The 23690-nt window shown below is 34.0% G+C and carries 26 protein-coding genes; all 26 read right to left on the bottom strand.

The window, feature by feature from the left end; genetic code table 11:
- Window positions 1–310: 310 nt before the first annotated feature.
- Window positions 311–535: a DUF6448 family protein gene (locus tag AC0N0V_RS02220; protein WP_474464407.1), complete on the bottom strand. Its 225-nt coding sequence runs from the start codon at window positions 533–535 to the stop codon at window positions 311–313.
- Between the two features lie 108 nt (window positions 536–643).
- Window positions 644–2095 (bottom strand): sensor histidine kinase, encoded by a 1452-nt coding sequence (locus AC0N0V_RS02215; RefSeq protein WP_474461924.1) that lies wholly within the window; start codon window positions 2093–2095, stop codon window positions 644–646.
- Complete coding sequence (locus AC0N0V_RS02210; RefSeq protein ID WP_474461922.1) at window positions 2076–2780, bottom strand: response regulator transcription factor; 705 nt, start codon at window positions 2778–2780, stop codon at window positions 2076–2078. Before AC0N0V_RS02210 ends, AC0N0V_RS02215 begins: the two co-directional genes overlap by 20 nt.
- Before the next feature lie 256 nt (window positions 2781–3036).
- On the bottom strand, window positions 3037–3780 hold the full coding sequence (srtB, locus tag AC0N0V_RS02205) for a class B sortase (RefSeq protein WP_474461921.1): 744 nt from the start codon (window positions 3778–3780) through the stop codon (window positions 3037–3039).
- A gap of 170 nt (window positions 3781–3950) precedes the next feature.
- Complete coding sequence (locus AC0N0V_RS02200) at window positions 3951–4712, bottom strand: DUF6448 family protein (RefSeq protein WP_474461920.1); 762 nt, start codon at window positions 4710–4712, stop codon at window positions 3951–3953.
- Window positions 4713–5145: 433 nt separating this feature from the next.
- On the bottom strand, window positions 5146–5436 hold the full coding sequence (gene eutM, locus AC0N0V_RS02195; RefSeq protein ID WP_474461919.1) for an ethanolamine utilization microcompartment protein EutM: 291 nt from the start codon (window positions 5434–5436) through the stop codon (window positions 5146–5148).
- Window positions 5437–5510: 74 nt separating this feature from the next.
- Window positions 5511–6158, bottom strand: a complete 648-nt coding sequence (locus AC0N0V_RS02190; RefSeq protein WP_474461918.1) for a phosphate propanoyltransferase — start codon at window positions 6156–6158, stop codon at window positions 5511–5513.
- Window positions 6158–7750 carry an acetaldehyde dehydrogenase (acetylating) gene (locus AC0N0V_RS02185; protein WP_474461917.1) on the bottom strand — a complete coding sequence of 531 codons (1593 nt, stop codon included), beginning with the start codon at window positions 7748–7750 and terminating at the stop codon, window positions 6158–6160. Before AC0N0V_RS02185 ends, AC0N0V_RS02190 begins: the two co-directional genes overlap by 1 nt.
- Before the next feature lie 24 nt (window positions 7751–7774).
- Window positions 7775–8503 carry a BMC domain-containing protein gene (locus tag AC0N0V_RS02180; RefSeq protein WP_474461916.1) on the bottom strand — a complete coding sequence of 243 codons (729 nt, stop codon included), beginning with the start codon at window positions 8501–8503 and terminating at the stop codon, window positions 7775–7777.
- Between the two features lie 12 nt (window positions 8504–8515).
- The gene (locus AC0N0V_RS02175) at window positions 8516–9211 is read right to left on the bottom strand and encodes a cupin domain-containing protein (RefSeq protein WP_474461915.1); all 696 of its coding nucleotides are present in this window, start codon (window positions 9209–9211) and stop codon (window positions 8516–8518) included.
- Between the two features lie 80 nt (window positions 9212–9291).
- A complete protein-coding gene (locus AC0N0V_RS02170) occupies window positions 9292–9555 on the bottom strand; it encodes a EutN/CcmL family microcompartment protein (protein ID WP_474461914.1) in 264 nt (87 codons plus the stop codon).
- Window positions 9552–9854 (bottom strand): BMC domain-containing protein, encoded by a 303-nt coding sequence (locus AC0N0V_RS02165; RefSeq protein ID WP_474461913.1) that lies wholly within the window; start codon window positions 9852–9854, stop codon window positions 9552–9554. The genes AC0N0V_RS02170 and AC0N0V_RS02165 overlap by 4 nt, the downstream gene beginning before the upstream one ends.
- 18 nt (window positions 9855–9872) lie before the next feature.
- Window positions 9873–10718, bottom strand: a complete 846-nt coding sequence (gene eutJ, locus AC0N0V_RS02160) for an ethanolamine utilization protein EutJ (RefSeq protein WP_474461912.1) — start codon at window positions 10716–10718, stop codon at window positions 9873–9875.
- Window positions 10700–11401 carry a cobalamin adenosyltransferase gene (locus AC0N0V_RS02155; protein ID WP_474461910.1) on the bottom strand — a complete coding sequence of 234 codons (702 nt, stop codon included), beginning with the start codon at window positions 11399–11401 and terminating at the stop codon, window positions 10700–10702. Before AC0N0V_RS02155 ends, eutJ begins: the two co-directional genes overlap by 19 nt.
- Before the next feature lie 134 nt (window positions 11402–11535).
- Window positions 11536–11982 (bottom strand): EutP/PduV family microcompartment system protein, encoded by a 447-nt coding sequence (locus AC0N0V_RS02150; RefSeq protein WP_474461909.1) that lies wholly within the window; start codon window positions 11980–11982, stop codon window positions 11536–11538.
- Window positions 11979–12332 (bottom strand): BMC domain-containing protein, encoded by a 354-nt coding sequence (locus AC0N0V_RS02145; RefSeq protein ID WP_474461908.1) that lies wholly within the window; start codon window positions 12330–12332, stop codon window positions 11979–11981. Before AC0N0V_RS02145 ends, AC0N0V_RS02150 begins: the two co-directional genes overlap by 4 nt.
- A 40-nt stretch (window positions 12333–12372) precedes the next feature.
- On the bottom strand, window positions 12373–13326 hold the full coding sequence (gene cutD / locus AC0N0V_RS02140) for a choline TMA-lyase-activating enzyme (protein ID WP_474461907.1): 954 nt from the start codon (window positions 13324–13326) through the stop codon (window positions 12373–12375).
- A gap of 125 nt (window positions 13327–13451) precedes the next feature.
- The gene (gene cutC, locus AC0N0V_RS02135) at window positions 13452–15992 is read right to left on the bottom strand and encodes a choline trimethylamine-lyase (protein WP_474461906.1); all 2541 of its coding nucleotides are present in this window, start codon (window positions 15990–15992) and stop codon (window positions 13452–13454) included.
- A gap of 48 nt (window positions 15993–16040) precedes the next feature.
- Window positions 16041–17507: an aldehyde dehydrogenase family protein gene (locus AC0N0V_RS02130; RefSeq protein WP_474461905.1), complete on the bottom strand. Its 1467-nt coding sequence runs from the start codon at window positions 17505–17507 to the stop codon at window positions 16041–16043.
- A 36-nt stretch (window positions 17508–17543) separates the two neighbouring features.
- Window positions 17544–17852 (bottom strand): BMC domain-containing protein, encoded by a 309-nt coding sequence (locus tag AC0N0V_RS02125; RefSeq protein WP_261671930.1) that lies wholly within the window; start codon window positions 17850–17852, stop codon window positions 17544–17546.
- A 24-nt stretch (window positions 17853–17876) separates the two neighbouring features.
- The gene (locus tag AC0N0V_RS02120) at window positions 17877–18173 is read right to left on the bottom strand and encodes a BMC domain-containing protein (protein ID WP_261671931.1); all 297 of its coding nucleotides are present in this window, start codon (window positions 18171–18173) and stop codon (window positions 17877–17879) included.
- Window positions 18174–18363: 190 nt separating this feature from the next.
- Window positions 18364–18630 carry a hypothetical protein gene (locus AC0N0V_RS02115; protein WP_474461904.1) on the bottom strand — a complete coding sequence of 89 codons (267 nt, stop codon included), beginning with the start codon at window positions 18628–18630 and terminating at the stop codon, window positions 18364–18366.
- Window positions 18617–19732 (bottom strand): hypothetical protein, encoded by a 1116-nt coding sequence (locus AC0N0V_RS02110; RefSeq protein ID WP_474461903.1) that lies wholly within the window; start codon window positions 19730–19732, stop codon window positions 18617–18619. The genes AC0N0V_RS02115 and AC0N0V_RS02110 overlap by 14 nt, the downstream gene beginning before the upstream one ends.
- Before the next feature lie 75 nt (window positions 19733–19807).
- On the bottom strand, window positions 19808–20917 hold the full coding sequence (locus AC0N0V_RS02105; protein ID WP_474461902.1) for a hypothetical protein: 1110 nt from the start codon (window positions 20915–20917) through the stop codon (window positions 19808–19810).
- A 566-nt stretch (window positions 20918–21483) separates the two neighbouring features.
- Window positions 21484–22308 carry a MerR family transcriptional regulator gene (locus AC0N0V_RS02100; protein ID WP_474461900.1) on the bottom strand — a complete coding sequence of 275 codons (825 nt, stop codon included), beginning with the start codon at window positions 22306–22308 and terminating at the stop codon, window positions 21484–21486.
- 115 nt (window positions 22309–22423) lie between these two features.
- Window positions 22424–23566, bottom strand: a complete 1143-nt coding sequence (locus AC0N0V_RS02095) for a 1-propanol dehydrogenase PduQ (RefSeq protein WP_474461899.1) — start codon at window positions 23564–23566, stop codon at window positions 22424–22426.
- Window positions 23567–23690 lie beyond the last annotated feature (124 nt).

Here is a 23690-nt window from a genome sequence, read left to right as displayed (position 1 = left end):
CGTAATTTATCCGATGACTACCCGCTCTAATTCTCCCTCACACTGTGTGAAAGCGATTCACACAAAATCAGAAATTTTGGTTCTCTGCTTTTCCCAAAGAGGGAGTAAAGAGCGGCTACGTCCCTGGATTCGTTCAACTAAGAATCAGATGGGATTTTAAAACCCCATCTGATTCAAGTTTTACTTTATCTTTATATTTAACTAGTTTTATCTGTTACTTTTATTTCTTTAATTTTATATTATAATAGCAGTATTTTGCTCAACCAATATTATATGATTAAACAAAATACTGCTGTTAAAATTTATTTATTTAACGGAAAAGTCCCTTTAGATCTTGAACCTTCCATATGTTTTCATTTTGTACTGATTGTTTGCTTTCAGTAGTATCTCCTGATTCAACAGCATGTTCTTCTTCTTCACCTTCAGCAAACTTGAAGTAACTAACATATGCTTCTATATATTCTCTTCTAGCCTCAACATCATTTATATCAAAATTCTTTAAACTCATTGCCTTTTCAAATCTCTCCTTAAAAATAATTTGATAATTAACTCAAAGTTTTAATTTTATGTTTGATTAAGTATACTTTTATTTTAAAGACTCATTTTGAACTACATAGGAACTATTTGTGAACTTTTTCATCCGCTATCTTTCTTTAGCAGGTAAACTAAAACTAAAAGTAGAACCTTTACCAGGGAAACTTTCCACCCATGCTCTACCTCCTAAAAGCTCCATTATTTCTTTTACTAAAGATAGTCCTAAACCTGACCCTTCTTTAGATAAAGGTCTTGCATCATTGATCTTATAAAATCTTTTCCAAACATTAGGTAATTCCTCCGAAAAAATTCCTATACCTGTATCTATAACATGTACATTAACCTTATCCTCACTTGTATCTGATTTAACCAATATTTTTCCTCCCTTGGGAGTAAATCTTACAGCATTGGTAACATAGTTAATAATTACTTGTTCTATTAAATCTTCATCTCCTATTACTTTAGGTAAATCTTTTGATTTATCTGTTTCTAAAAGTATATTATTCTCCTCGGCTAATGGTTTCAATCTATTGACAGTTCTTTGAATAACTTCATCAATAGACAACTCTCTTTTGCTTATTTTAACATGTCCGGCTTCCATTCTAGATAAGTCTAAAAGACTATTTACCAATCTGTGTAACCTTAATGTTTCTTTAAGAACAATTCTGAGATATTTCTTTTCCTGTTCTTTTTCTTTTATAACTCCATCAAGAATTGCCTCAATATATCCTCTAACAGAAGTGAGAGGAGTACGAAGTTCATGAGATGCATTTGCAACAAACTCTCTTTGTATTCTTTCCATTTCAATCATTTTATCTTTTTCATGTTCTAAATCTCTCAAGGTTTTATCTAGTTTTACTGTCATATAGTTAAATGTTTCAGCTAACTTTCCTATTTCATCATTAGAAGTAACTTTAACTCTTTGAGTAAAATTACCTTTAGCCATTTCCAAAGATATTTCTGTTATTTCCTTAATAGGTCTCGTAATATTTCTCGATATAAAAAAACTTACTGAGGCTAAAACAATAATAGCTATAACACCGGCAAGAATCACAATTTTTAGAGCTTGAGAAATACTGTGATTAATGTCTGAAAGTGGATTACAAACAAACGCCGCTCCTTCTATATTACCTTCAACATATATTGGCAAAGCTACAGAAAGTACTGGATCAGCTGAATATGTTATATTTCCACGATTTGTAACTACTTCTCCATTAAGTGCTCTTCTTATCTGTTCACTTTCTGGACATTCATTATCAGGGTTATCAGCCTTACTTGGGCCGCTAATAATATTTCCTTCTTTGTTAACAATCCACATACGTGAAATATTCATTTTATTATAAACCTTTATTGTCTCATCCATTTGAGCAAAGTCCTTATTTTTTATGTTAGTACTTACAACTTGGGATATTTCTTTTCCTTGAGTAAGAAGTTGTTGTTCTCTAATTCCATAATAATAGTTATTAAAGAAAATATAAAATAGTGAACTTACTATTCCAATAGCAAGTAATATTAATAAAAGATAAGTTAAAAAAAGTTTACTAAATAGATTTTTCTTCATTTTTCACCACCTCAAATTTATACCCTACTCCCCAAACTGTTTGTATATAGGTGCATGGATGATCTTTTTCGATTTTTCGACGCAACCTTTTTACATGAGTATCAACAGTTCGTGAATCACCTAGATAATCATAACCCCAAATTCTATTTAGTAGCTGATCTCTTGTAAAAACTTTACCCACATTACTTGCCAATAACCACAGCATTTCAACTTCTTTTGGAGTACTTACTATTTTTGCCCCATCAACAATAATTTCATATTTAGAAAAGTCAATTATAAGATGTGAAAATTTTAAAATATCTTTTTCTTGTTCTTCATTCCTCACTCTTCTTAAAATAGCCTTAACTCTTGCTGCTACTTCTCCTGGTGAAAAAGGCTTAGTTACATAATCATCACCACCCAAATTAAGTCCAAGAATTTTATCTGATTCTTCTCCCTTTGCAGAAAGCATAATTATAGGTGTATCCATATCTTTTCTTAATTCCCTAGCCACCTGCCATCCATCCTTAAAGGGAAGCATAATATCTAATATAATTAAATCTGGTTTGAATTTCCTAGCTAACTCTAGAGCTTTCAACCCGTCATCTGCTATCTCTACTACAAAACCCTCAGCCTCTAAGTATAACTTAAGAAGTTCCGATACATTCTCTTCATCATCTACAACAAGAACTTTTTTATTTTCCATATAAAAACCTCCATGATTAAATAAATATTTTACTCTTTATATAATTAATTTCCATAAGAGAAAAACTTAAATAGGAAGCATTTAAATTATTACCCTTACCTTATCAGCTTTTAGATTTTTAGCTTCACTAAAGTTAGACTTAGAAACCTTCTATGATGATAGTATCGTGCCATAACAATTTCCATCTGTTATCTTTACTATAATATCATATTTCATAAAAACATCTGTAACTTATGTTACGGTTATTAATTTCAATCTATTTAATTAATTTGAAATGTATTACAAATCTAGCATTTTCGAACTCGTAACTACATGTTGACATCGTAAGAATTACATCCTTTGAATTTGGAGTTGTATCATTCATATACAAAGACTTTTCTTTTATACTTTTTATAAATTCATTGAACTCAACATCATCTTTAAAATTAGTTTTTATATAGTTAAAATCTGTACCTGTTACGTAAGCAGAAAAAATCTGCCATTTATATTGTTTACCTAATATGTTAAAGCTGATAATTTGATTGTTCTTAAAGAATTTTTCATCTTTATACAGCTTTAAATCACCGAACATGGTTCCATCCTTCATATGATGACCATATATAACTATATTTTTTTCACCGCTAATAAAATTTGCAAGATTCTTGTTACGGTAATCTACAAAAATACTTCCATAATTGCTGGATTCTTTTTCAAAATTATGATCAAGGTAATACTCATTATTCTTACCTTGAACTACAGGATAGTTAATTTTAGTATTGTTTATATTAATCCAACCTACAGCATCTTTGTTGACTTTTAAAAGAGGTTCCATAAACTGTTGCCCTTTATCCTCATTTTTATCTACTTTGATTTCATTATAAATTGTAGTTATACTTTTATTTAATTTATCGTTACGGTATTTATCTACCAATCTATACCCCGTCATAATAGTAGAATAACTAAACACTATAAGTAGTATAATGAAAATGATTTTTTTTAAAACTTTTAATTTTAAATTCATAGCCTTACCTCTTACTATTGTGTATTATTAGTTATAAAAAAATTACCCTCCCCGAATGAAAATCGAGGAAGGAAAATATAGTAGTATCTATTCGGATTATGTTTTAAAAATCCTACTAGAATAGGTTTCTGCAATTGATGCAGTTATGTTTATCCGATTCAAGTTTCACTTTATTTAGATTTTTTCTTTAATCCTAGAGTAAGAACTGCAAGTCCTGTTATTGCAGAGGTAGCAACAAAAGGTATTGTTCCCATATCAGCAGTTTTGGGATTGCTAGCTTCTTGGCTTACTCCAGCTTCTGCGTGTACACCTTCTTTAGCTTCAGCATGTGTACCCTCTTTAGCTTCACCATGAGCAGCATGTCCTTCTTCTTCACCTTCAGCAAACTTGAAGAAACTAACATATGCTTCGATATATTCTCTTCCAGCATCAACATTATTTACATCAAAATTCTTTAAAGCCATTACTTTTTCAAATCTTTCTTTTAATTCAGGCATTTTTTCTTCAGGCATCATTCCTTCTAATGGAGATAAATTTCCAACTTCAATAGCTTTATCTGCTGCTGCTATTTTTTCATCAATAGGAGTTCCTAAAGGTTTCACACCTGTAAACGGTGCACCTTCTCCTTCTCTGTGAACTTTCACTAGCTCCTCAAAGAACTTCTTATCAGCAATATCCTTTGCTTCAGTATTTAGTTTCTCAGCTTCCTCAGCTTGTTCAAATACCTGCATTATTTCTTTTTCATTTTGTGGCTGAACCCATTTTAATACATAATTAACATTATTGTTCTGAAGTGCTTTCTTTGCATCTGAAACAAGAGGGCCATCCATCGTGTCACAATGAGCACTTGCCATTGTAGGTACTGCTGCTACGATAGCAAGAGCTGCCAAAGACATTCCAATAAATTTAGCTGGTTTTCCTAATTTTTTCATAAAAAATTTCCTCCTTAAAATATACTAGGTTATTACATTAATATCTCATTGGGTATGTTTTTATTTTAAGGAGTAAATTTGAACTACATTAGGACTATTTGTGAACTTTTTCGTCCATACTTTATTAATAAAGAGATCTTAATCACCCAATCACTGGCAGTTTCTTCTTATTATAATGTCATTGGTAGCAATAATCTTTGATTCGAATTTTGATCTAATAGAAAACCTTCTCTTTGGAGAATCCTAAGTTAACCGTGTTCTATTTTCTCTGATCTTAATTATAGTATCCTAAAAACTTTACATAATTACTAAAATATCCTAATCCCTACTTACATCAATACATAGGTTCTACCTGTAGTATTCATCATACAAATTAAAACGCCGCTAAATCAGATTTAGCGGCGTTCTCACATTTTACACTTTAATTAAACTCTTATTTTACAGCTTCTTTATTTGATGGAAGAATTACTTCAACCTCTGAATGTGGACGTGGGATAACGTGAACTGATATTAACTCTCCAACACGTTGTGCAGCTGCAGCACCAGCATCTGTAGCAGCTTTAACAGCTCCAACATCTCCTCTAACCATAACAGTTACAAGTCCGCCTCCAACATATTCTTTACCTATTAAATATACATTTGCTGCCTTAACCATAGCGTCAGCTGCCTCTACTGCTCCTACTAATCCTTTAGTTTCTATCATTCCTAATGCATCATATTTCATTTTAAAATCCTCCTAAATATCTTTTATTTTTATATTTAAATTTTTAATTATAGACTTTTATTTTCATTAATTTTTTATTTTACTATTGCTATTTTTGATTTTGAGTTAATGCCCATTGCATTAGCTTCTTCAATGTCAAGATGACATTCAAGACTTGAAGCATCGTTAGCTCTAATAGCTACATTGCTATATACTCCACCTCTTAAGTCATCAAACTTTATTGATACTACATCTCCATCACAAACTCCTAAGTTTTTAGCATCTTCAGGTGTCATGTGAATATGTCTTTGAGCAACTACTAATCCTTCTTCAATTTGAACAGATCCTTTTGGTCCAACTATTGTGATTCCAGGTGTTCTGCTCAAATCTCCTGATAGTCTTACATGTGGCGCTGCTCCAAGTTTGATGCAGTCTCCAGTTAATACTTCAACTTGAGTCTTGCTTCTTACAGGTCCAAGAATTCTAACTTTCTCAATTGCACCCTTTGGTCCACAAAGTGTTACAACTTCATTGCAAGCATATTGTCCAGGTTGAGATAAATCTTTAAGTTTCACAAGTTGATAGTCTCTACCAAATAAACATTCTAAATCCTTTTGGGAAATATGAACATGTCTGTTGGAAATGCCCACCGGAATTTCAGATAAATTTTCTTGAACTACAGTTTTTCCATTAGCTTTAACTGTTTCTAACAAAAGCTTTAATACTGATTCAAAGTTATCCATCAGTTTGCCCCCTTAATTGCAGCAACTATTTGGTTAACTAAGTCTAAAAGCCCTTCATTTTTTGCACCTTCATTGCTAGTGCAAGTGTTAGCAGTTTCAGCACATTCATTAGCTTTGTTTAAAGCTGCTGCAGCCGCTGCAATTTGAGCTGGACTCATGTTCATAAATGCATTTTGAATTTCATCACAACTTTCGGTAGCTTTTACACAACTAAAAGTTGGGTCATCGACTGCTAATGTTGTACAATCTTTTATACCATAAGCAACTCTCTTAATGTTTACAAGGTGCTCTGGAGTAACATTCTCAGATACTGAGCTTCCTCCCCATGTACCGCATCCTAAAGTGAATGAAGGAATAAGTGCTGTAGTTACACCTGTTCCACCTTGGGTTCCAGCAGTATTAACAAGAATACGTGAAGCTGGCTTCTTAGCAAACTTCATAACTATATCTCTATCTTCTGTATGGATGCTCATTGTATGACCAATTCCATTTTGAAGTAATTCAATACTTAGTTCACATGCTTCATGCCAGTCTTTTACTGTATAGAATCCAAGAACTGTTGTAAGTTTTTCAAAGGATAGTGGGTAACCTTCGCCTACTCCATTTTGTCTTCCTATAAGTACTTTTGTTCCTTCTGGAATTGTAATTCCTGCAGCACTAGCAATAACTTGTGGACTTCTTCCAACAAACTTAGCATTCATAGCATGTCCATTTTTGAATAACAGTTTGCAAACTTTATCAGTTTCTTCTGCCGTCATAAAATATCCACCTTGTTTTTTGAACTCTTCAATAACTCTAGCTTCATTACATTCTTCACAGATTATTGATTGCTCTGAGGCACAAATTGTACCATAATCGAAAGTCTTACTTGCCATAATGTTTATAACAGCTTTTTCTACATCAGCAGTTCTTTCGATGTATGCTGGAGAGTTTCCTGCACCAACACCAAGAGCTGGTTTTCCTGAGCTGTAAGCAGCTTTAACCATTCCCGGACCACCTGTAGCTATTATTATAGAAACTTCCTTGCACTTCATTAATTCATTTGTAGCTCCAATTGTTGGAATACTTACTGCACTTATAACATTTTCTGGAGCACCAGCTGCAACAGCAGCATCATGCATTAATTGAACTGCTTTAGCTGTACATTTTGCAGCAGATGGATGTGGTGAGAACACTATAGCATTACGAGATTTAATAGCGATCATAGCTTTAAAAATAGCTGTAGATGTTGGGTTTGTTGAAGGAACTATCCCCATAACTAAACCAACTGGCTCAGCAATCTCTATAAGCTTATTTATAGAATCTTCTTTAATTACACCTATAGTCTTCATATCTTTTATTGAATTATATAGTATAGAAGCTGCTAAATGATTTTTGAAAGTTTTATCGTTAACTTTACCAAAACCTGTTTCTTCAACTGCCATCTGTGCTAAACAAACAGCATTTTCTTCTGCAACTCTAACCATATTACGTAAAATTTTATCGATTTGCTCTTCAGTGTAATCAGCAATTTTATCAGCTGCTACTTTTCCAAGTCTAGCAAGATTTCTAGCATCTTGTATTGAGCGCAAATCTTTATCAAAGTTTTCCATTATTTCATACTTCCCTTCTTAGCCTTAACAATAGCTATTTTTCTCATAATATAGCTTAAATTTAGCAATTAATAAATTTTTATCTGCCTTTGAAATTGCTCTACCTGTGATTACAAAATCTTTGTATTCACGAGCTAGATTTCTAAGTTTAACAACCTTTAACTTAGATAACATAGAAATTGTTTTCTCTATACCATTTTTGCTTACTAGCATATCTACATCATCTTTACGCAGATTCTCTAAGTTAACCTTATGTATCTTACCTGAATCTAAAACATCTTGATTTTTTTCAAAGTTCTCTTCAGTCTTTTCTAAAGCTTTTGCTTCTTCTAAAGCTTCTTCTTTTATAACCTCTGTTTCCACGCTCTCTGCTTCAACAGCTTTTACTTCTATAACTTCTGCCTTTTCTGTTTCCTCTACACTATCCTCAGTATCTTCATTTTCTACTTCTTCATTAGATACTTGATCATCTTCAGGATTATTAGGCCCAATTATATTTTTCAGTTCCTCATGAGGACGTGGAATTACATGCTCTGAAACTAAAAATTCTTCATCAAGTTTTTTAACCGCTGCTACCCCAGCTTCTACAGCTGCTTTTACTGCACCTACATCACCTGTAACTGCAATTGTAACAAGACCGCCACCTACATAGGTCTTTTCAATAATACTTACATCTGCGGATTTCACCATTGTATCAGCTGCCTCAACAGCTGCAAGTAATCCTTTTGTTTCTATTAAACCAAGCGCTTGCATAGATCAATCCTCCTAGTCATCGGATAAAAGATCCGCCCAGTTTGCTGGATATGTTGTGTAAAATACCCTAGCTTTGTCTGGGGAACCCCAAACTACTTTAGAACCTGACGGTACAAACAACACATCTCCAGGATAAGCTACATACGTCTTTCCATCGATTTCAACTGTTAAGGTTCCTTCAATAACAAAGTCAATCTCCTCATAGGTTAACTCCCAATCAAATTTTGAATTCTCGATAACTAAAAATCCAGCACTCATTTTTGATTCTTCTTTATTTATTAACTCTTGGAAATAAACTTTTGCATTTGGATTACCAGTGTCAAATACGTCCATTTTTACTGTGTTTCCTCTAACAACTTTAAGTCCATTAGGATGGCTCTCTGCTTCAAATGGAAGATTTTTTGCCTGCAAGCATTTAAGCATTTCTTGTAAAAGACCTCTATCCATCATTTGTCTAAATAAGTTAAGCATCATTTCACTATCCATATTCTCTATGCTTGGAGCCTTTTTAACTTCTGAATACTGTACTGAATTTTGTACTGAATGCTGCACTTTAGCTACAGGAGCTTCTGTAGTAAATATTATTCCGCTATTTTTTGCAAGATCTTGAGCAGATGGTGTAATTATCTCACTTCCATCTAAGTAAAATATTTTCTCACCATTTAATATCAATGCCTCAATATCCTTTGCACATATTAATCTTTTCATTTTATCACTTCCTTTCAAATAATATTGCAATTCATATATAAGTCTAAAAATCCTATTATTATTCTTAAGGTAATTGTTTTTTAACCAAAATTGCAATCTTCATCAATCATTCCAATAACAACTGCATCCACAGGAATATTGTCATCTCCTAGCATTCTGCGAGCAGAGGATCCAGTACTAACTATAACCCTATCACCAATACCTGCCCCAATGTTATCCGCAACAATAAATCTTCTTCCTGCATCTGTCCCACCAATTTCCTCTGCAAGCATAAATTTAAGTCCGTTAAGTGATTCTGCTTTTCTAGTTGCCCATACATTATCAATAAGTCTTGCTGCTATCATATTGCCTTTACCTCTTTCATTTTTAATTTAATCTCATCTAATGCAGATTCAACTGATGCCGTGTCACCAAAAATTCCAATTAGGACCATATGCTGAGGGCATGTTCCTCTAATGTCTTCAACGGTGACTCCAACAGCCTTCTCAGCAATATCTGCAGCATAAATCATATCAATAAGCTTACCTTGAACAAGTCCTATCGCATCACTACTATCTAAGTCTGTTTTACAGTTTCCGCCCATCCGTCTTCTTAGAATATCTTTAGTGCTTTGGGAAGGTGATTTTATGATTCTAAAATCCACTTTTAAACACTCTCCTCATTACTCAATAATATCTTGAGTGCAGCTTAATGCTATACCAAGTGGTGTGACAAACATAGGGTTTTTAGGTTTATGCGTATAAACTCCTGTCTGTTTTGCAATAATTTCTTCGATTCCTGTCAAGCAACAAGTACCACCTACTAAAGAAATTTCCTTCACATCATAATTCTTGGTATTATAATTAATAATTGATGCCACCTTTTCAACTACTGGCTTGAGAACTGGCAAAATTTCTTTATGATTCTTGTTATCTCTTTTGAATATATCTGCCTCCTTGAAAGGCATTCTATATGCACCTGAAATAACTAATGAGAAATGAGTACCACCTGTAGGTTCATCAACAACATGAACAACCTTTCCATCTTTTAAAATTGATATCCCTGTTGTTCCGCCACCAACATCTACAACCGCACCATTTTCAATTTTAAGTACGGCATTAGCAGCAGTAGGCTCATCTAAAAGACATGTAAGTTCAAATCCTGCAGCTTGGACTACATTTTTAATTGCTCCAGAATCTAAGGCGTCAGTTCCAGGTGGAATTGCAGCAGCCGCATAAAGAAGCTCAGTATTAAGTTTTGCCTCAATTTCCTGTTTAAGTTCTCTAACAATCTTTACTGCTCCAATATAGTCAACAACCATACCATCACGCACTACATCTGCATACCTGTATGCACCTGCAACAGGTTCATAGTTTTCATCTAAAACCGCTAGTACCACACATGCAGTACCCAGATCCACACCTGTATAATAAACAGAAGAGTTGCTAACAATTGGTTTCTCTATAACTTCTTCAAACTTCTGAACCATCTGATCACAATATTCAAAAGTTAACCTTTCCTCTGACATTGTTTTCCTCCTACTGCTGAACAAATCAATTGAGACAGCGAATTAATTATTGAATTAATATTCTTGGTAATCCTATCTTTTAAGTCGTCATCATCATTTTTATAGGCATCAATTATTTCAAAGTGTAACTCCCTTAAAGCACAACGCAGTACATGGATTTTCAATATTGCATCGCTTTTATTAAGCTGCATATGAAATTCTGTTATTTCAAAGCAATCCTCAAGCTCAGTTGTGAAATTTAACGAATTCATCCCAGTACACTCTTTGCAGTAAATAGGGTCAAGTGTACCTTTTCCTTCCACAACATTTCTTATATTTGATATTTTCCTACCCAAACTTATAATATTTTGTGCCAAAAGAATATCTTCTCTTAATATTTCACTGCTAGTAACAAGAAATGTTGCCTCTATAGATTTCAACTTACAACAAAGCTTCTTTTTCAAATTAGAATTTAAATCCAAATTATTAGTTTCTTCTTGTTTTATGGTTTCTACCTGTTTTACAGCCTTTACCTGATTTTTTCCATTTTCTATTGAATCATCATTAATCATTTTTATTCTTTTATCAGATAAATATTGAGCCGCTCCAGGCGTAACACGTTGTCCCTGTTGTAACTTGTAGGTATTAAAAGGTTCTTTTCTATATAAATCTCTCAAATACTCTTCAGTAATAAATCTGATCATCGACCTTTACTCCTTACCTTTTTCAAATAAACAGAATTCTTATCTTCATATAAGGTTTTAACCCCATCTGAAGATTAGAAGGCGTTATCTAGGGACGTAGCCGCTCTTTACTGCTACCTTGAAGGATGGAAGTATTAGAGCGGATAGTTATTGGATAAATACTTCTTTAAGGCATCAATTCCTGTTCCCACTTTAAAACTAGTATGAAAATATGGTTTCAATACTCCTATGTTTTTTAGCTGCCTTAAACACTTTTCTTCATTTTCGGGCATCAGATCGCATTTTGTTATAACTCCAATTACCGGACATCTAAAAGCTTTTGCAAACCCATGGGAGTATATTTCAGTGCAATTAGACTGATCAACCAGTATAAGCACATAGGATGCATCCTGAGCTGCTGCTATTATATGTTTATACATCCATGCATTTTCTATATAAGAGCCTGGAACATCAATAGTGTTCTTACCATAAATCAAATCTGGCGTTCGCCTTAATGGACCATCATAATCGTTTAATGCGTTAACTAATGTAGTTTTACCACACCTTGAAGGACCAATTACCATTATGCGCTTTTTTCTCATGTTCTTGTAATGGGAGCAGGAGTAAATCCAAGCATATCTTTAAGCGTATCATTTACTGCACAAAGTGCTGTTTCCACGCTTTGAACATCACCATTTATTACAACGGAGCCTGTGAAACGATCAAGAAATCCAATTTCAACATTAGAAGCCTTTGTGGCAATATCTGCTGCAATAATAGCAGTTTCATATGGTGAAAGAGTCAAAATACCTATTGCTCCTTTTTCATCAATTCCAAGCCGTTCATATATATCATGCATTGGCGATGCGATAACATGTGCTATAGTAATCTGCTTTCCTGGAACGGATTCTTGTATGATACGCTGTATATTCCTATCAGAAAAATCTCCCATAAATCTTACCTTCCATCTTAATTATCTATTTGAAAATTATTTAGTGACGAATTACTTTTGCAGATAAATCGTACTGTTTAATCCATTTTTCTATTCTGTTTAAATCCTCATTAGTCAAACTTGGATCGTCCTTTATAGGATATTCCATTCCCAATTGCTTATATTTATTTACGCCCATTTTATGATATGGAAGTAAATCAATTCCCTTAAAGTTCCTATAATCTTTATAAGGTTTCAAAAGCTCCATTGTTTTTTCAATATCTTCTTTTTGATCATTTACGCCTTTAAGTAATGGCATACGAATTTTCACATTATATTTACGGCGAAGTAATTCTTTAAGGTTTTCCAAAATCTGTTCGTTTCTAACGCCTGTAAACTGAAAATGTTTATCTGAATCAATATGCTTAATGTCAAATAGGAATAAATCTGTGAACTCCGCGACTTTAAGTACTGATTCCAGTTTTGCGTAACCACAAGTTTCAATTGCAGTATTTATCCCTGCTTGCTTACATGCCATTAATAAACTGCTTGCAGCTTCAGGCTGCATTAAAACTTCTCCGCCACCTAGTGTAACTCCGCCACCAGAAACTTCATAAAAAGTTCTATCTTCTTCTACGATTTCTAAAAGTTCAGAGATGGTTTTTACTTCTCCAACTATTGATATAGCAGATTTAATGCAGGCACTTTTACACTTACCGCATCCAATACAATCAATATCACGATTAACTTCATGCTTTAAAGTTTTGCTATTCATAGTGTGTATGCCTACAGGGCATACAGAAACGCAAGCCCCGCAGTCAATACATAAATCACTTTTAAACATAACTTTATTCTTTTTAATCAGTCCTTCAGGATTTGCACACCATTTACAGCGAAGTGGGCAGCCCTGAAAAAATATTAGAGTTCTTACTCCATCTCCATCATACATGTTGTATTTTTGTATATTAAAAATCGTCGCTTTTCGTTCAATTATGCCTAAATTTCCATTACTCATATTTTTCATTCTCCAATTTTATTCACATTGATTTTTAATATATTTAGATGAAACTCCTTCTCCTTTTAGTCGAATGAGTAAGCGACCATCACAAAATCACAGATTTTGGATGTCTGCTTATCTGCTTAGAAATGTGTAAGTACAGTTCTGCTGATGATTTCATCTTGAACATCTTTACATAACTCAACAAAGAATGCACTATATCCAGCAACACGAACTATTAAATCACGATATTGTTCTGGATGCTTTTGTGCCTCAAGTAGAGTTTTGTTATCTAGATAGTTAAATTGCATTTCTCCAAGTTGAAGAGCACACGCACTACGTAATAGTGTGATGATTCCCTGTTCACCTTCTGGTGTATCGAGAAGACCAGCTATTAACTTAAAGTTATGAACCATACCTATATTCATATCTTCACAACTCATTTTAGAAACAGATTTAATTATAGCAGTAGGTCCTTTATAATCTGCTCCTTGAGTCGGACTTATACCATCTGATAAAGGTGTCCATGCTTTACGTCCGTTTGCTGTAGCCCCAGTAAGCTGTCCAAATGGAGTATTGTTTGAGATTGATAAAGTACCATGGCTAAGCACTGAATATAATGTCTTATATTTACGGTGCTCTTGTTCAGTAAAGTTGATTAAATCAGCAGCAATTAAATCTGCGTAATCATCATCGTTACCATACTTAGGTGCTTCTAAACAATCTTTTCTTAGTTTTTCATATCCAGCGAAATCAACTTTTAAGGCTTCATTCATCTCTTCTAATGTATATTTTTTCTCATCGAATACTAATTTCTTTATAGCTGCCATAGAATCTGTATAAGTAGCAAGACCACTCCATACTACTCCAGGTCCGAAATTATACATAGCTCCGCCTGCTTCTACTCCTCTAGCATTTTCCATGCAACCTTCGTACATCATAGACATAAGTGGTTTTGGTGCAAGATCTCTGTGAACACGTTGAGAAATTACTGTAGCAACACTTGTCCATTTAGTAATGTATTTAATTTGCTCTTTAACAGCTGCTTCAAACTGCTCGTAAGTTTTAAATTTACTTAAATCCCCCATGTCTGGGCATACTTGCTTACCATACCATAGTGGTACACCATGGTTAAGAACAAGTTCTATACATATAGGCCATTGAGTATATCCTGTAGAAGTCCATTGATATAATCTTCCTGACTTCTGTGGCTCAACACATCCCATTAAGCAGTAATCTCTTGCATCTTCTATAGAAGTCCCCTTAGCTAACATCATTTTTATATGAACATCATCAAAGTGACATGCTGGGAATCCCATACCTGCACGGATAACTTCAACTATCTTCTTAAGGTATTTCTGTGGTGAGCCTTTATGTATACGACATGCTAAAGATGGTTGATATATTTTTACATGACGAACTGCATCCATTAAAAGGTAAGTTAATTCGTTTGTAGCATCACGTCCTTCTCTAGTAACACCACCTAAACACATGTTAACGAATGGTTGGTAACCAGCAAAGAATTTAGAACCGCCTTCACTTGTTATCCACATCATTTCAGACATCTTTACAAGCATACAACCTGCTAGTTCAAATGCTTCAAAATCAGTCATACGTCCAGCTTCAATATCAGCTTTATAGAATGGATACATGTATTGGTCAACACGTCCTATAGACATCCCTGTTTGATTTTCTTCAACTACAAGTAATGATTCTATAGTCCAAACTGCTTGAATTGCTTCCCAGAAAGTACTTGGTTTATGTGCTGGAACCCTAGCATTTACTTCAGAAATCTTTTGAAGTTCTGCTTTACGCTTAGGGTTAGTTTCCTTTGCAGCAAGCTCAGCTGCATAGTCTGACATACGTTTAGCATATATCATAACACCTTCAGCAGTATCGATTAATGATTTATAAAAATAGATTTTATCTATATCTCCTGGGTTTTCATAATTAAGATTAGCTAATTTTTCTTCTGATTCTCTCACTATGTCAAGCATACCTTTTTTCATTAATATAACGTCATATCCTGGGTTAGAGTCTCCTCCACCATTTACTGCGTGATATGAACAATCTGAAACAAAGGACTCTCCTGAAAGTTCCCATACTCCAGCTTCACGATACTGATCTTCACAGTATTCATCAACGGATTTGCCTTGCCAATATGGGAACAGCTCCTCACGCATAATTCTCTTATCTTCTTCTGAGATATAGAATGGGTCTTGTGGACGATTTCCTATTGTATCAATTTCGGCTTCCATCCATCTCCAAGCTATATCGGGAGAAAATGCTCCTGCACGAGGCTTACCATTTGGTGCTCCAACAATAAGTTCATTGTCTTGAATCACGAGTGGTGCAGTTTCACAGCAGTGTTTAAAACACTTACCACGTAAAACAGATTTAGGAATACCAGGGTTTTCCTTAGCTATCTTAGTAATAGCTCTTGCACGGTGAGTTGTTATAGTTGGAACATGTTTTAAGTAAGTTTCCTTTAACTTAACTAAACGTTCTGTTATTCCCTCTGGAATTTGACCATTGTTGTCACCTATAGCAGCTGTGCAAGCTGGTTCTTCTTTTGTTATTTCTTTAGAAACACTTGAAAACATCTTCATTAAACTATCACGTTCTTCATCGGACATGTTTTTAGTAGCTTCCATAAACTTATTTGAAAATTCATGAATATCCAATTTATTACCTCGCATTCTTTAATATATTTCATATTTTAAATATGATTTTTATTTTACGTTTTCTAGAACTTTCTTCAAAATGCTCTCCAATAACTTAATGTTATCTGTTTCATTTGAATTTAATTTATCTTCACTATTTATTGTTTTATCAAGTTCATCTACCTTGCGAACTCCATATCCAACTTTACGTACATATATTAAGTTCATAGGTGAAACGTTATCTGAAGTCATTCCATCACCTGCGGAACCGCTGCCTAAGGTCATTGATGGAAATAAATTTGTAGTTGCTCCCATGCTTCCAAAAGTTCCTGGAGTGTTAACAAGCACTCTCCCAACAGGTTTTTTCAGTGCAAATTGGCGAATAACTTCCTCATCCTTCGAATGTATAACAAGTGTATGTCCCTGTCTCTCGCTAAGCAACAATTCTATACACTTTTCACAAGCATGCATCCAGTCATCCTCTATATAGAAAGCTAGCACTGGGCAAAGCTTTTCCCTTGAATAAGGGTTTCTTGGGTAAACAAACTTTTGCTTAGAGATGAGAACCTTTGTATCTTCAGAAACACTAAAGCCAGCATTCTTAGCCAAGAATTGTGGTGATTTACCAATTATCTCTAAGTTGTCACTTCCATCCTTATTCAAGAATATGGATGCCAACTTTCCAGCTTCCTCTTCTGTCATAAAGTATGCACCGTTTTTTTGAAGTTCTTCTTTTACTTCGACTGCAACACAACTATCAACGACAATTGATTGTTCTGCGCTGGATACAACTCCATAATCAAAATTCTTGCTATCAATAATATCTTTAACGGCTTGCTTTATATCCGCTGTACGCTCTATAAAGGCTGGACCATTTCCATTACCGCCATAAATTACTGGTTTACCAGATTTATAAGCTGCATCAAGCATTTCTGGAACTCCCGTATTCATTATAAGTGAAGCATCTTTATGATTCATGAGCTCTAATGAACCGCTTGGAGTTACTGTATGTAAATATGCAAGGGCACCTTCTGGAAGTCCTACCCCCTCCGCAGCTCTAATCAAAATATCAATGGTTTTACCGATTGTATTTTTAGCTCTTTGATGAGGTGAAAATATAATTGCGTTTCCTGATTTAATTGCAATCAGCGCTTTATATATAGTTGTAGAAACAGGACTAGTGGATGGACAAAAGGCTATGATGACACCCATTGGCACTCCAACATCCATTGTGTTTCTCACATTATCTTCATCAATTATGCCTACACATCTCATGCCTTTTAGTCTATCTTTCAGGTATCTGCATGCAAAGCGGTTTTTGATATATTTATCTTCCCACTTTCCGTATTCAGTTTCTTCATTAGACATCTTGGCAAGTTCCTTTGAATGTTTTTCAATTTCTTCGGCCATACGTTCAACTATCTCATCAAGTTTTTCTTGTGGGAAGGTTGCTAATTTATTTTGTGCCTCACGAGCATTTTCAACAAGAATTCTCGCTTCTTGCATGGAGAGTAAATCATTATCAATAATATTCATTTCTCTCTCTCCCTTTTTAGAAAAAATTTCATATTTTTATTCTGTTACAAGATTTGTAATGGAATAACGTTTTATTATTTTTCCAAGATCCTGATGTGGTCTTGGAATAACTATTGAACTATAAAGGTTTCCACCCTCCATTGCTTTAACTGCTGCAACACCAGCTTCTACTGCTGTTTTGCAAGCACCAACATCACCTTGAACTAATACAGATATATATCCTGAAGCAACGTTTGCATATCCTATAAGTTCAACATCCGCTGCTTTGCACATAGCATCTGCTGCTTCTAAAACAAAAACTAGACCAAAAGTTTCAATTAATCCTAAAGCTTCATATCTTGCCATACTTGTATCATTTCCTTTCTATATTTATGCATCAATATCGTGTACTGAAACAATATCTCCAACTTCTCTAATAGGACGTGGCATAACATTGTGTGCTGTTAATGTTCCAACAGCAGCTGCTGCCTCTGCACCTGCTTCTACAGCAGATTTAACTGCGCCCACATCACCTTTTACCATTATAGTTACAAGAGTCGAACCAACATTTTCATATGAAATCAGTTCAACGTTAGCTGCTTTAAGCATTTTATCTGCAGCCTCAAGTGCAGGAACTAATCCTATTGTTTCTACAAGACCTAAAGCCTCATTTCCATAATATCTCATCGATATTTTCTCCTTCCTATTTTTCGATTAATATGTTTTAAATTAATTAAGCAACTATGCTATATGTGTTTGTTTCATGTAATTTTCTCACTTACTGTATGCTAATTATATCTCTTCCCCTTTAGGGGAAAGTCAATATATTATTACAACAAAATCCTTAAGTAACTTTTATTGTGAATTATGTTAAAAACTAATCTTTAATATATTTATTAATTGTAGCAGCACCCTCTTCATGAGCGTGGTAATAAACAGTTAATTCATCATCTTTACCCAATTCAAATCTTGTTTCTTCAATAAGCCCATTTGCTTCTGCTGTCATTAAGGCATTGATTACAGCACTCTTTTGTAAAGCTTTAAAGCTTCCATATTCTCCTTTTAATGCTTCTATAACATTATCAGCAGAAGCTTCCTTAACTGTAGTAAAGTATTTTAAAATAGCATAATTAAGCGGCTTCATCCATTAAACCTCCCATATCTTTTTTTCTTTTAAATAAATCAAGTGGATTCATAGATATTGTAAGGATACCAAACATCATTATTACAGCTCCAATCCAAGCAACTGAAGGTAATGACCATCCCCCCATGCCTCCATACACTCCTAAAAGCAATAGACAGAATAATGGTCCAAAGAATGAATATGTACCATTACATGCAGTACCAAGTCCTGCTCCACACATACTGTTTCCAGCATACCATGTCATAAATGTAATAACTGATAAAAGACCACTTAATGCAAACCATATCATTGCAGGGCCACTTGTAAATGCTTGCATTGCAAGATTAACAGAGAGGCCAATTTTACCAGCCATAATTGAGAAAACCGGAACTAAGATGAATAGATTTGCTATACCCGATGTTACTTGACGAATACAAATACCAATTTCATAGTCAATCATTGCTGTACCATATCCAGCTACACAACCTTCAAAGCCCCATGCAAGAGCTGCAATAATAGCTATAAAAAAGCCAATAAGAGTTTTTGTTGAAGCAGTACCGCTAAAGCCTGTACTACCAATCAAGAAGCTGGCAAATACACATATTGCAATACCAAAAGCCATACGTTTATCTAATTTCTGCTTAAATAAGATCTTACCTAATATGGCAGCAATAGCAGGACAAAGAGCTGATATTGGAACAACTATTGAACCAGCCATTTGAAGAGCTATAACATAAGCTGTACCAGCTATAGGTCCTCCGATAAGAGCTGCTAATATCATAATACGTCCTGGAGCGGTGTTGATACATCTTAGGAAATCTCCAAATTTACCTTTAACTACTGAATATAAGATTGCCCAAACAGCACTGCATGTGTCGTTTATTGCATTACCAAGTGCTGCGAGTAAGTATGCTATTGTAAATGCTGATAACCCTGCTGTGTTAGCGCCATACCAGTCACCCCAGACCCCCTTAGTCATACCCATAGTTAACAACGCTGTATACATCCCATAGGTAAGTCCTGAAAATAAAGCTAGTGATACACCTTTTTTGAAGAAATCACTTGATAATTTCTTCTTAGCAGCAATTGCCTTAGCACTTACTGACGTTGAAATTTCTTTCATACAATAAAACTCCTTTCAATTAACCTATTCTTTTGTATATTAGTTACTTTTGTAAAGTATTTTAAAATTGCAAAGTTAAGCAATCTTGTTGCCTGCTTCATCCTTCTTTATAAATAGATCCATTGGGTTCATAGCTATTATGAGAATACCAAACATCATTAATAAAGCAGCAATCCAAACAACCGTAGGTAAAGTCCATCCTTTCATACCACCTATTACTCCAAGAACTATCCAGCAGCAAAATGGTCCCCAGAAAGAATACGTACCATTACATGCCATACCAAGAGCAGCACCACACATACTGTTACCGTTATACCAGCTCATGTAAGAGATGAAAGCGCAAAGACCACTTAATGCAAACCATATCATTGCAGGTCCACTTGTAAATGCCTGAATAGTTAAGTCAGTTGAAAATTTAATTCCATCACCAAGCAGTAAACCAAATAAAGGTACTAATATTAATAAATTTGAAAATCCAGATATCGCTTGACGGATTGTAATACCAATTTCCGAGTCAATCATAGATGTACCATATCCAGCTACACAACCTTCAAATCCCCATCCAATAGCTGCTATGAATGCAATGCAAATTCCAAGGAGCATTCTCTTTGGAGCATCGCCACCAATACTAGTACTACCGATCATAAAGCTAGATAAAACACAAATACCAATACCAAACATCATACGTCTGTTTAACTTTTGCTTAAATAATATTCTTCCTAAAATAGCACCAATAGCAGGACAAAGAGCAGTAATCGGAATAACAATTGAACCTGCCATTTGTAAAGCTACCACATAAGCTGTACTTGAAATAGGTCCGCCTATGAGGGCCGCTAATATCATTACAGCACCTGGCTTAGTTTTAAGACATCTAAAGAAATCTACGAGTTTGCCTTTGAAAGTTGCATAGCCTATTGCCCAAACCGCGCTACAGGTGTCGTTTACAGCACTACCAAGAGCACCTAATACGTATGTTACAACAATTGCTGATAAACCTGCTACATTAGCACCATACCAGTCGCCCCATACTCCTTTTGTCATTCCCAATGTTAAAAACGCTGAGTAGAATCCGTACATAAGACCTGAGAAAAGAGCGATTGAAATACCTTTTTTGAGAAAATTAGTTTTTAACTTATTCTTTGCAACGATCGTTTCTGAGGCTATAGCCTTTGAAACTTTCTCCATAAAATTGAACCCCTTTCACTTATACAATTAATGACTTTTTAGATTGTGTTTTTGAATAAAACTTCGTAATGGGAATGTTTTAAGATTGTTATGATTTGGGATATCTCATTGTTAAATTATTAAACAACTTTTCATTTATATCTTTTAGTTGTTTTTCTTTCAACTAAATTATATCCCCTTCCCTATGGGGTAAGGTCAATATATATTTCACAAGAATATTCAAATAAAATCTATTTTTTTACATTTATCGCTATATTCAGCGCTATATTCAGCGTTATATTATGTTTTTTAATCGATTACAAATACTTTATTAGGTAATTGTTAAAAATTTTGGGGTCACAATATCATCATTTTTTTCACAATGTAAATTATATTTTCTAGAATACTTTCCCCTACGGTCAATGTTTTCAGTTTAATAACATATATTTTAGATTGAAGGCTCGTTAAAAAATATTTATTCCTCCAACAATTGTAAATATATTCTATAGGGTATCAGATAAGGTCAACAAAAAAACATAAGCGGTAAATAATCATCTTGAATAATGATTACTTACCGCTTATGCCTTTTATCTCTTAATTTTAATCATAACCTCTGTTACAAATCTATCAGTGTTTTTAGTTGTCCAATAATCTGTTACATATCTTTCATAACATTCCTCCGAGCATATATAACCATGTTCTTTAGTCCACTCTTCTATCTTTTTATATGTTTCATCAATGTTTTCGTGAGCTCCTATATGATAACAAGAAGCTGCCATCCAGCCACCATATTCAACAGTTTCTTCCTCTTTACACTTTAGAATGGTCTGCTGCATTATCTTCATCTTATTGCATTTTCTACTCATTTTGTTCTTATAAGATGAGAAACATATAATTACAGGACCTGTTACTGCATTATTTATACTATCTATATAATTATTAAACTCTATATTAATTATAGAATCCATATAATCATATTGAAAATCTTGATTTAAAAATATTAACCTTTTGTTATCTATATATTTTATTGCCACATCACAAACATTATTTTCAAGTACCATCTGTGCCTCAACTATAAGATCACGCCAATCTTTGACTGATCTTATTTTTAAATTTATCTCCTTATCAAGTTCTTCTAATTCATCAATCTTTTTTCTGAAGCTTTTATCGACGAAATCATAGGTTGTCCCTTCTAAAAAAGCCCTCATTTCCTCCAATTTAAACCCACTCTGCTTATAATACCTTATAACTGGCACAGACAATAAGTTTTCCTTACTGTAATATCTGTAGCCATTCTCATTGCATACTTTATCAGGCGATAGTATGTTCATTCTATCATAATATCTTAGTGCTTTTTTTGTTATCTTACATATTTCTTCAACTTTCCCTATTGAATATAACTCACTAGCCATAGCTACTCTCCCTTTTTAGTTATATTTTAAATTACATTATATTTTAAACTTTTTTCTCAATTCTTTTGTATTACAAAAAACCACTCACTAATGAGCGGTTTTAAAATACATCATTTTATCCAAAAACTTTATCTAAAATATTTAACAAATCTTCATTTGTTGCTTCTCTAGGGTTCGCCATTGTGCATATATCCTTATAAGCTGCACTAACAATTTCTTCTCTATATACCTTAGCTAACTCCATATCAGCGCCCTGTTCTTTTAATGTTCTCGGAATCATCAATGTCTTTTGAAGCTCTATAACGCTTCTAATTAGGTTGTTAACTCCAATATTTACATTTGGCGCATGTAACTTTAATAGTTTTGCAAGTCTTAGATATTTCTTAGCCGCTACTCCATATTCAACATTAAAAGCACCTTTATTTAGATTAGCATTATATTCAATTACATAAGGAAGTATAATAGCATTACTTCTTCCATGAGCAATGTGTAATTTACCACCTACAGCATGAGCTAAACTATGGGTAATTCCAAGCCCCGCTGAGTTAAAAGCTATACCAGCAAGACAAGATGCATTGTGAAGCTTTTCTCTTGCTACTAAGTCATTTCCATCAGCATAAGCCTGTGGTAAGAATCTAAAAGCTAAAGTAAAAGCTTTTTCTGCAAGAGCATCTGAAAAATCAGTAGCATTCTTTGAAACATAAGCCTCCATAGCATGCGTTATTACATCCATTCCTGTATCAGCAGTTATAGCCTTAGGAACAGATTTTACCAATTCAGGATCAAGAATGGCAACTGTTGGAAGAAGGGATTTATCTGCAAGAGCATATTTTAATCCTTCTTGTTTATTTGTAATTACTGCATATTCTGTTACTTCTGAACCTGTACCACTTGTAGTAGGTATAGCATAAAACTCTTCTATAGAGGAAACTCCTCCAGTAACTTTTTTTGCATATTCTCTTATTGCCTTAGCTCCATCAATTGACGAGCCTCCACCAAGAGCTATCATAATTTCAGCATTACAACCTTTTAACTTTTGAATACCACTCGCAATAACCTCTACAGATGGATCAGGTATGATATCACTATATATAGCTACTTCGCAATCAACAAGCTTTCCTTGCACTTTTGCAGCCATACCTGAAGTCTCCATAAATTTATCACATACAATTAATACTCTTTTATTTTTAATTTCGCTTAGTCTGTCTAATGAGCCTTCTCCAAAATAAACTTTTGTGCTAATACTAAATTCTTTCATATACATAATCTCCTATTTTAAAAGATATTTAAGATATGAATGAATTAGTTGATCTTTAACTTAAAAATAAAATTATCCCAAAATTATAACAATCAAAGCAAGTCTATAATAAACTTTACTTAAT

Source organism: Clostridium sp. CS1-1, assembly GCF_056135525.1.
This window is presented reverse-complemented; position numbering and strand designations above follow the sequence as displayed.

Coding starts and splice junctions, on each gene's coding strand:
- AC0N0V_RS02145 (WP_474461908.1), bottom strand. CDS start 12,332: ATGGGAGATTTTTCTGATAGGAATATACAGCGTATCATACAAGAATCC.
- srtB (WP_474461921.1), bottom strand. CDS start 3,780: ATGAATTTAAAATTAAAAGTTTTAAAAAAAATCATTTTCATTATACTA.
- AC0N0V_RS02175 (WP_474461915.1), bottom strand. CDS start 9,211: ATGAAAAGATTAATATGTGCAAAGGATATTGAGGCATTGATATTAAAT.
- AC0N0V_RS02095 (WP_474461899.1), bottom strand. CDS start 23,566: ATGAAAGAATTTAGTATTAGCACAAAAGTTTATTTTGGAGAAGGCTCA.
- eutJ (WP_474461912.1), bottom strand. CDS start 10,718: ATGTCAGAGGAAAGGTTAACTTTTGAATATTGTGATCAGATGGTTCAG.
- AC0N0V_RS02100 (WP_474461900.1), bottom strand. CDS start 22,308: ATGGCTAGTGAGTTATATTCAATAGGGAAAGTTGAAGAAATATGTAAG.
- AC0N0V_RS02210 (WP_474461922.1), bottom strand. CDS start 2,780: ATGGAAAATAAAAAAGTTCTTGTTGTAGATGATGAAGAGAATGTATCG.
- AC0N0V_RS02170 (WP_474461914.1), bottom strand. CDS start 9,555: ATGATAGCAGCAAGACTTATTGATAATGTATGGGCAACTAGAAAAGCA.
- AC0N0V_RS02110 (WP_474461903.1), bottom strand. CDS start 19,732: ATGAAAGAAATTTCAACGTCAGTAAGTGCTAAGGCAATTGCTGCTAAG.
- eutM (WP_474461919.1), bottom strand. CDS start 5,436: ATGAAATATGATGCATTAGGAATGATAGAAACTAAAGGATTAGTAGGA.
- AC0N0V_RS02115 (WP_474461904.1), bottom strand. CDS start 18,630: ATGAAGCCGCTTAATTATGCTATTTTAAAATACTTTACTACAGTTAAG.
- AC0N0V_RS02185 (WP_474461917.1), bottom strand. CDS start 7,750: ATGGAAAACTTTGATAAAGATTTGCGCTCAATACAAGATGCTAGAAAT.
- AC0N0V_RS02125 (WP_261671930.1), bottom strand. CDS start 17,852: ATGGCAAGATATGAAGCTTTAGGATTAATTGAAACTTTTGGTCTAGTT.
- AC0N0V_RS02155 (WP_474461910.1), bottom strand. CDS start 11,401: ATGATCAGATTTATTACTGAAGAGTATTTGAGAGATTTATATAGAAAA.
- AC0N0V_RS02190 (WP_474461918.1), bottom strand. CDS start 6,158: ATGGATAACTTTGAATCAGTATTAAAGCTTTTGTTAGAAACAGTTAAA.
- cutD (WP_474461907.1), bottom strand. CDS start 13,326: ATGAGTAATGGAAATTTAGGCATAATTGAACGAAAAGCGACGATTTTT.
- AC0N0V_RS02120 (WP_261671931.1), bottom strand. CDS start 18,173: ATGAGATATTATGGAAATGAGGCTTTAGGTCTTGTAGAAACAATAGGA.
- AC0N0V_RS02130 (WP_474461905.1), bottom strand. CDS start 17,507: ATGAATATTATTGATAATGATTTACTCTCCATGCAAGAAGCGAGAATT.
- AC0N0V_RS02150 (WP_474461909.1), bottom strand. CDS start 11,982: ATGAGAAAAAAGCGCATAATGGTAATTGGTCCTTCAAGGTGTGGTAAA.
- AC0N0V_RS02180 (WP_474461916.1), bottom strand. CDS start 8,503: ATGCAAGCGCTTGGTTTAATAGAAACAAAAGGATTACTTGCAGCTGTT.
- AC0N0V_RS02215 (WP_474461924.1), bottom strand. CDS start 2,095: ATGAAGAAAAATCTATTTAGTAAACTTTTTTTAACTTATCTTTTATTA.
- AC0N0V_RS02200 (WP_474461920.1), bottom strand. CDS start 4,712: ATGAAAAAATTAGGAAAACCAGCTAAATTTATTGGAATGTCTTTGGCA.
- AC0N0V_RS02105 (WP_474461902.1), bottom strand. CDS start 20,917: ATGGAGAAAGTTTCAAAGGCTATAGCCTCAGAAACGATCGTTGCAAAG.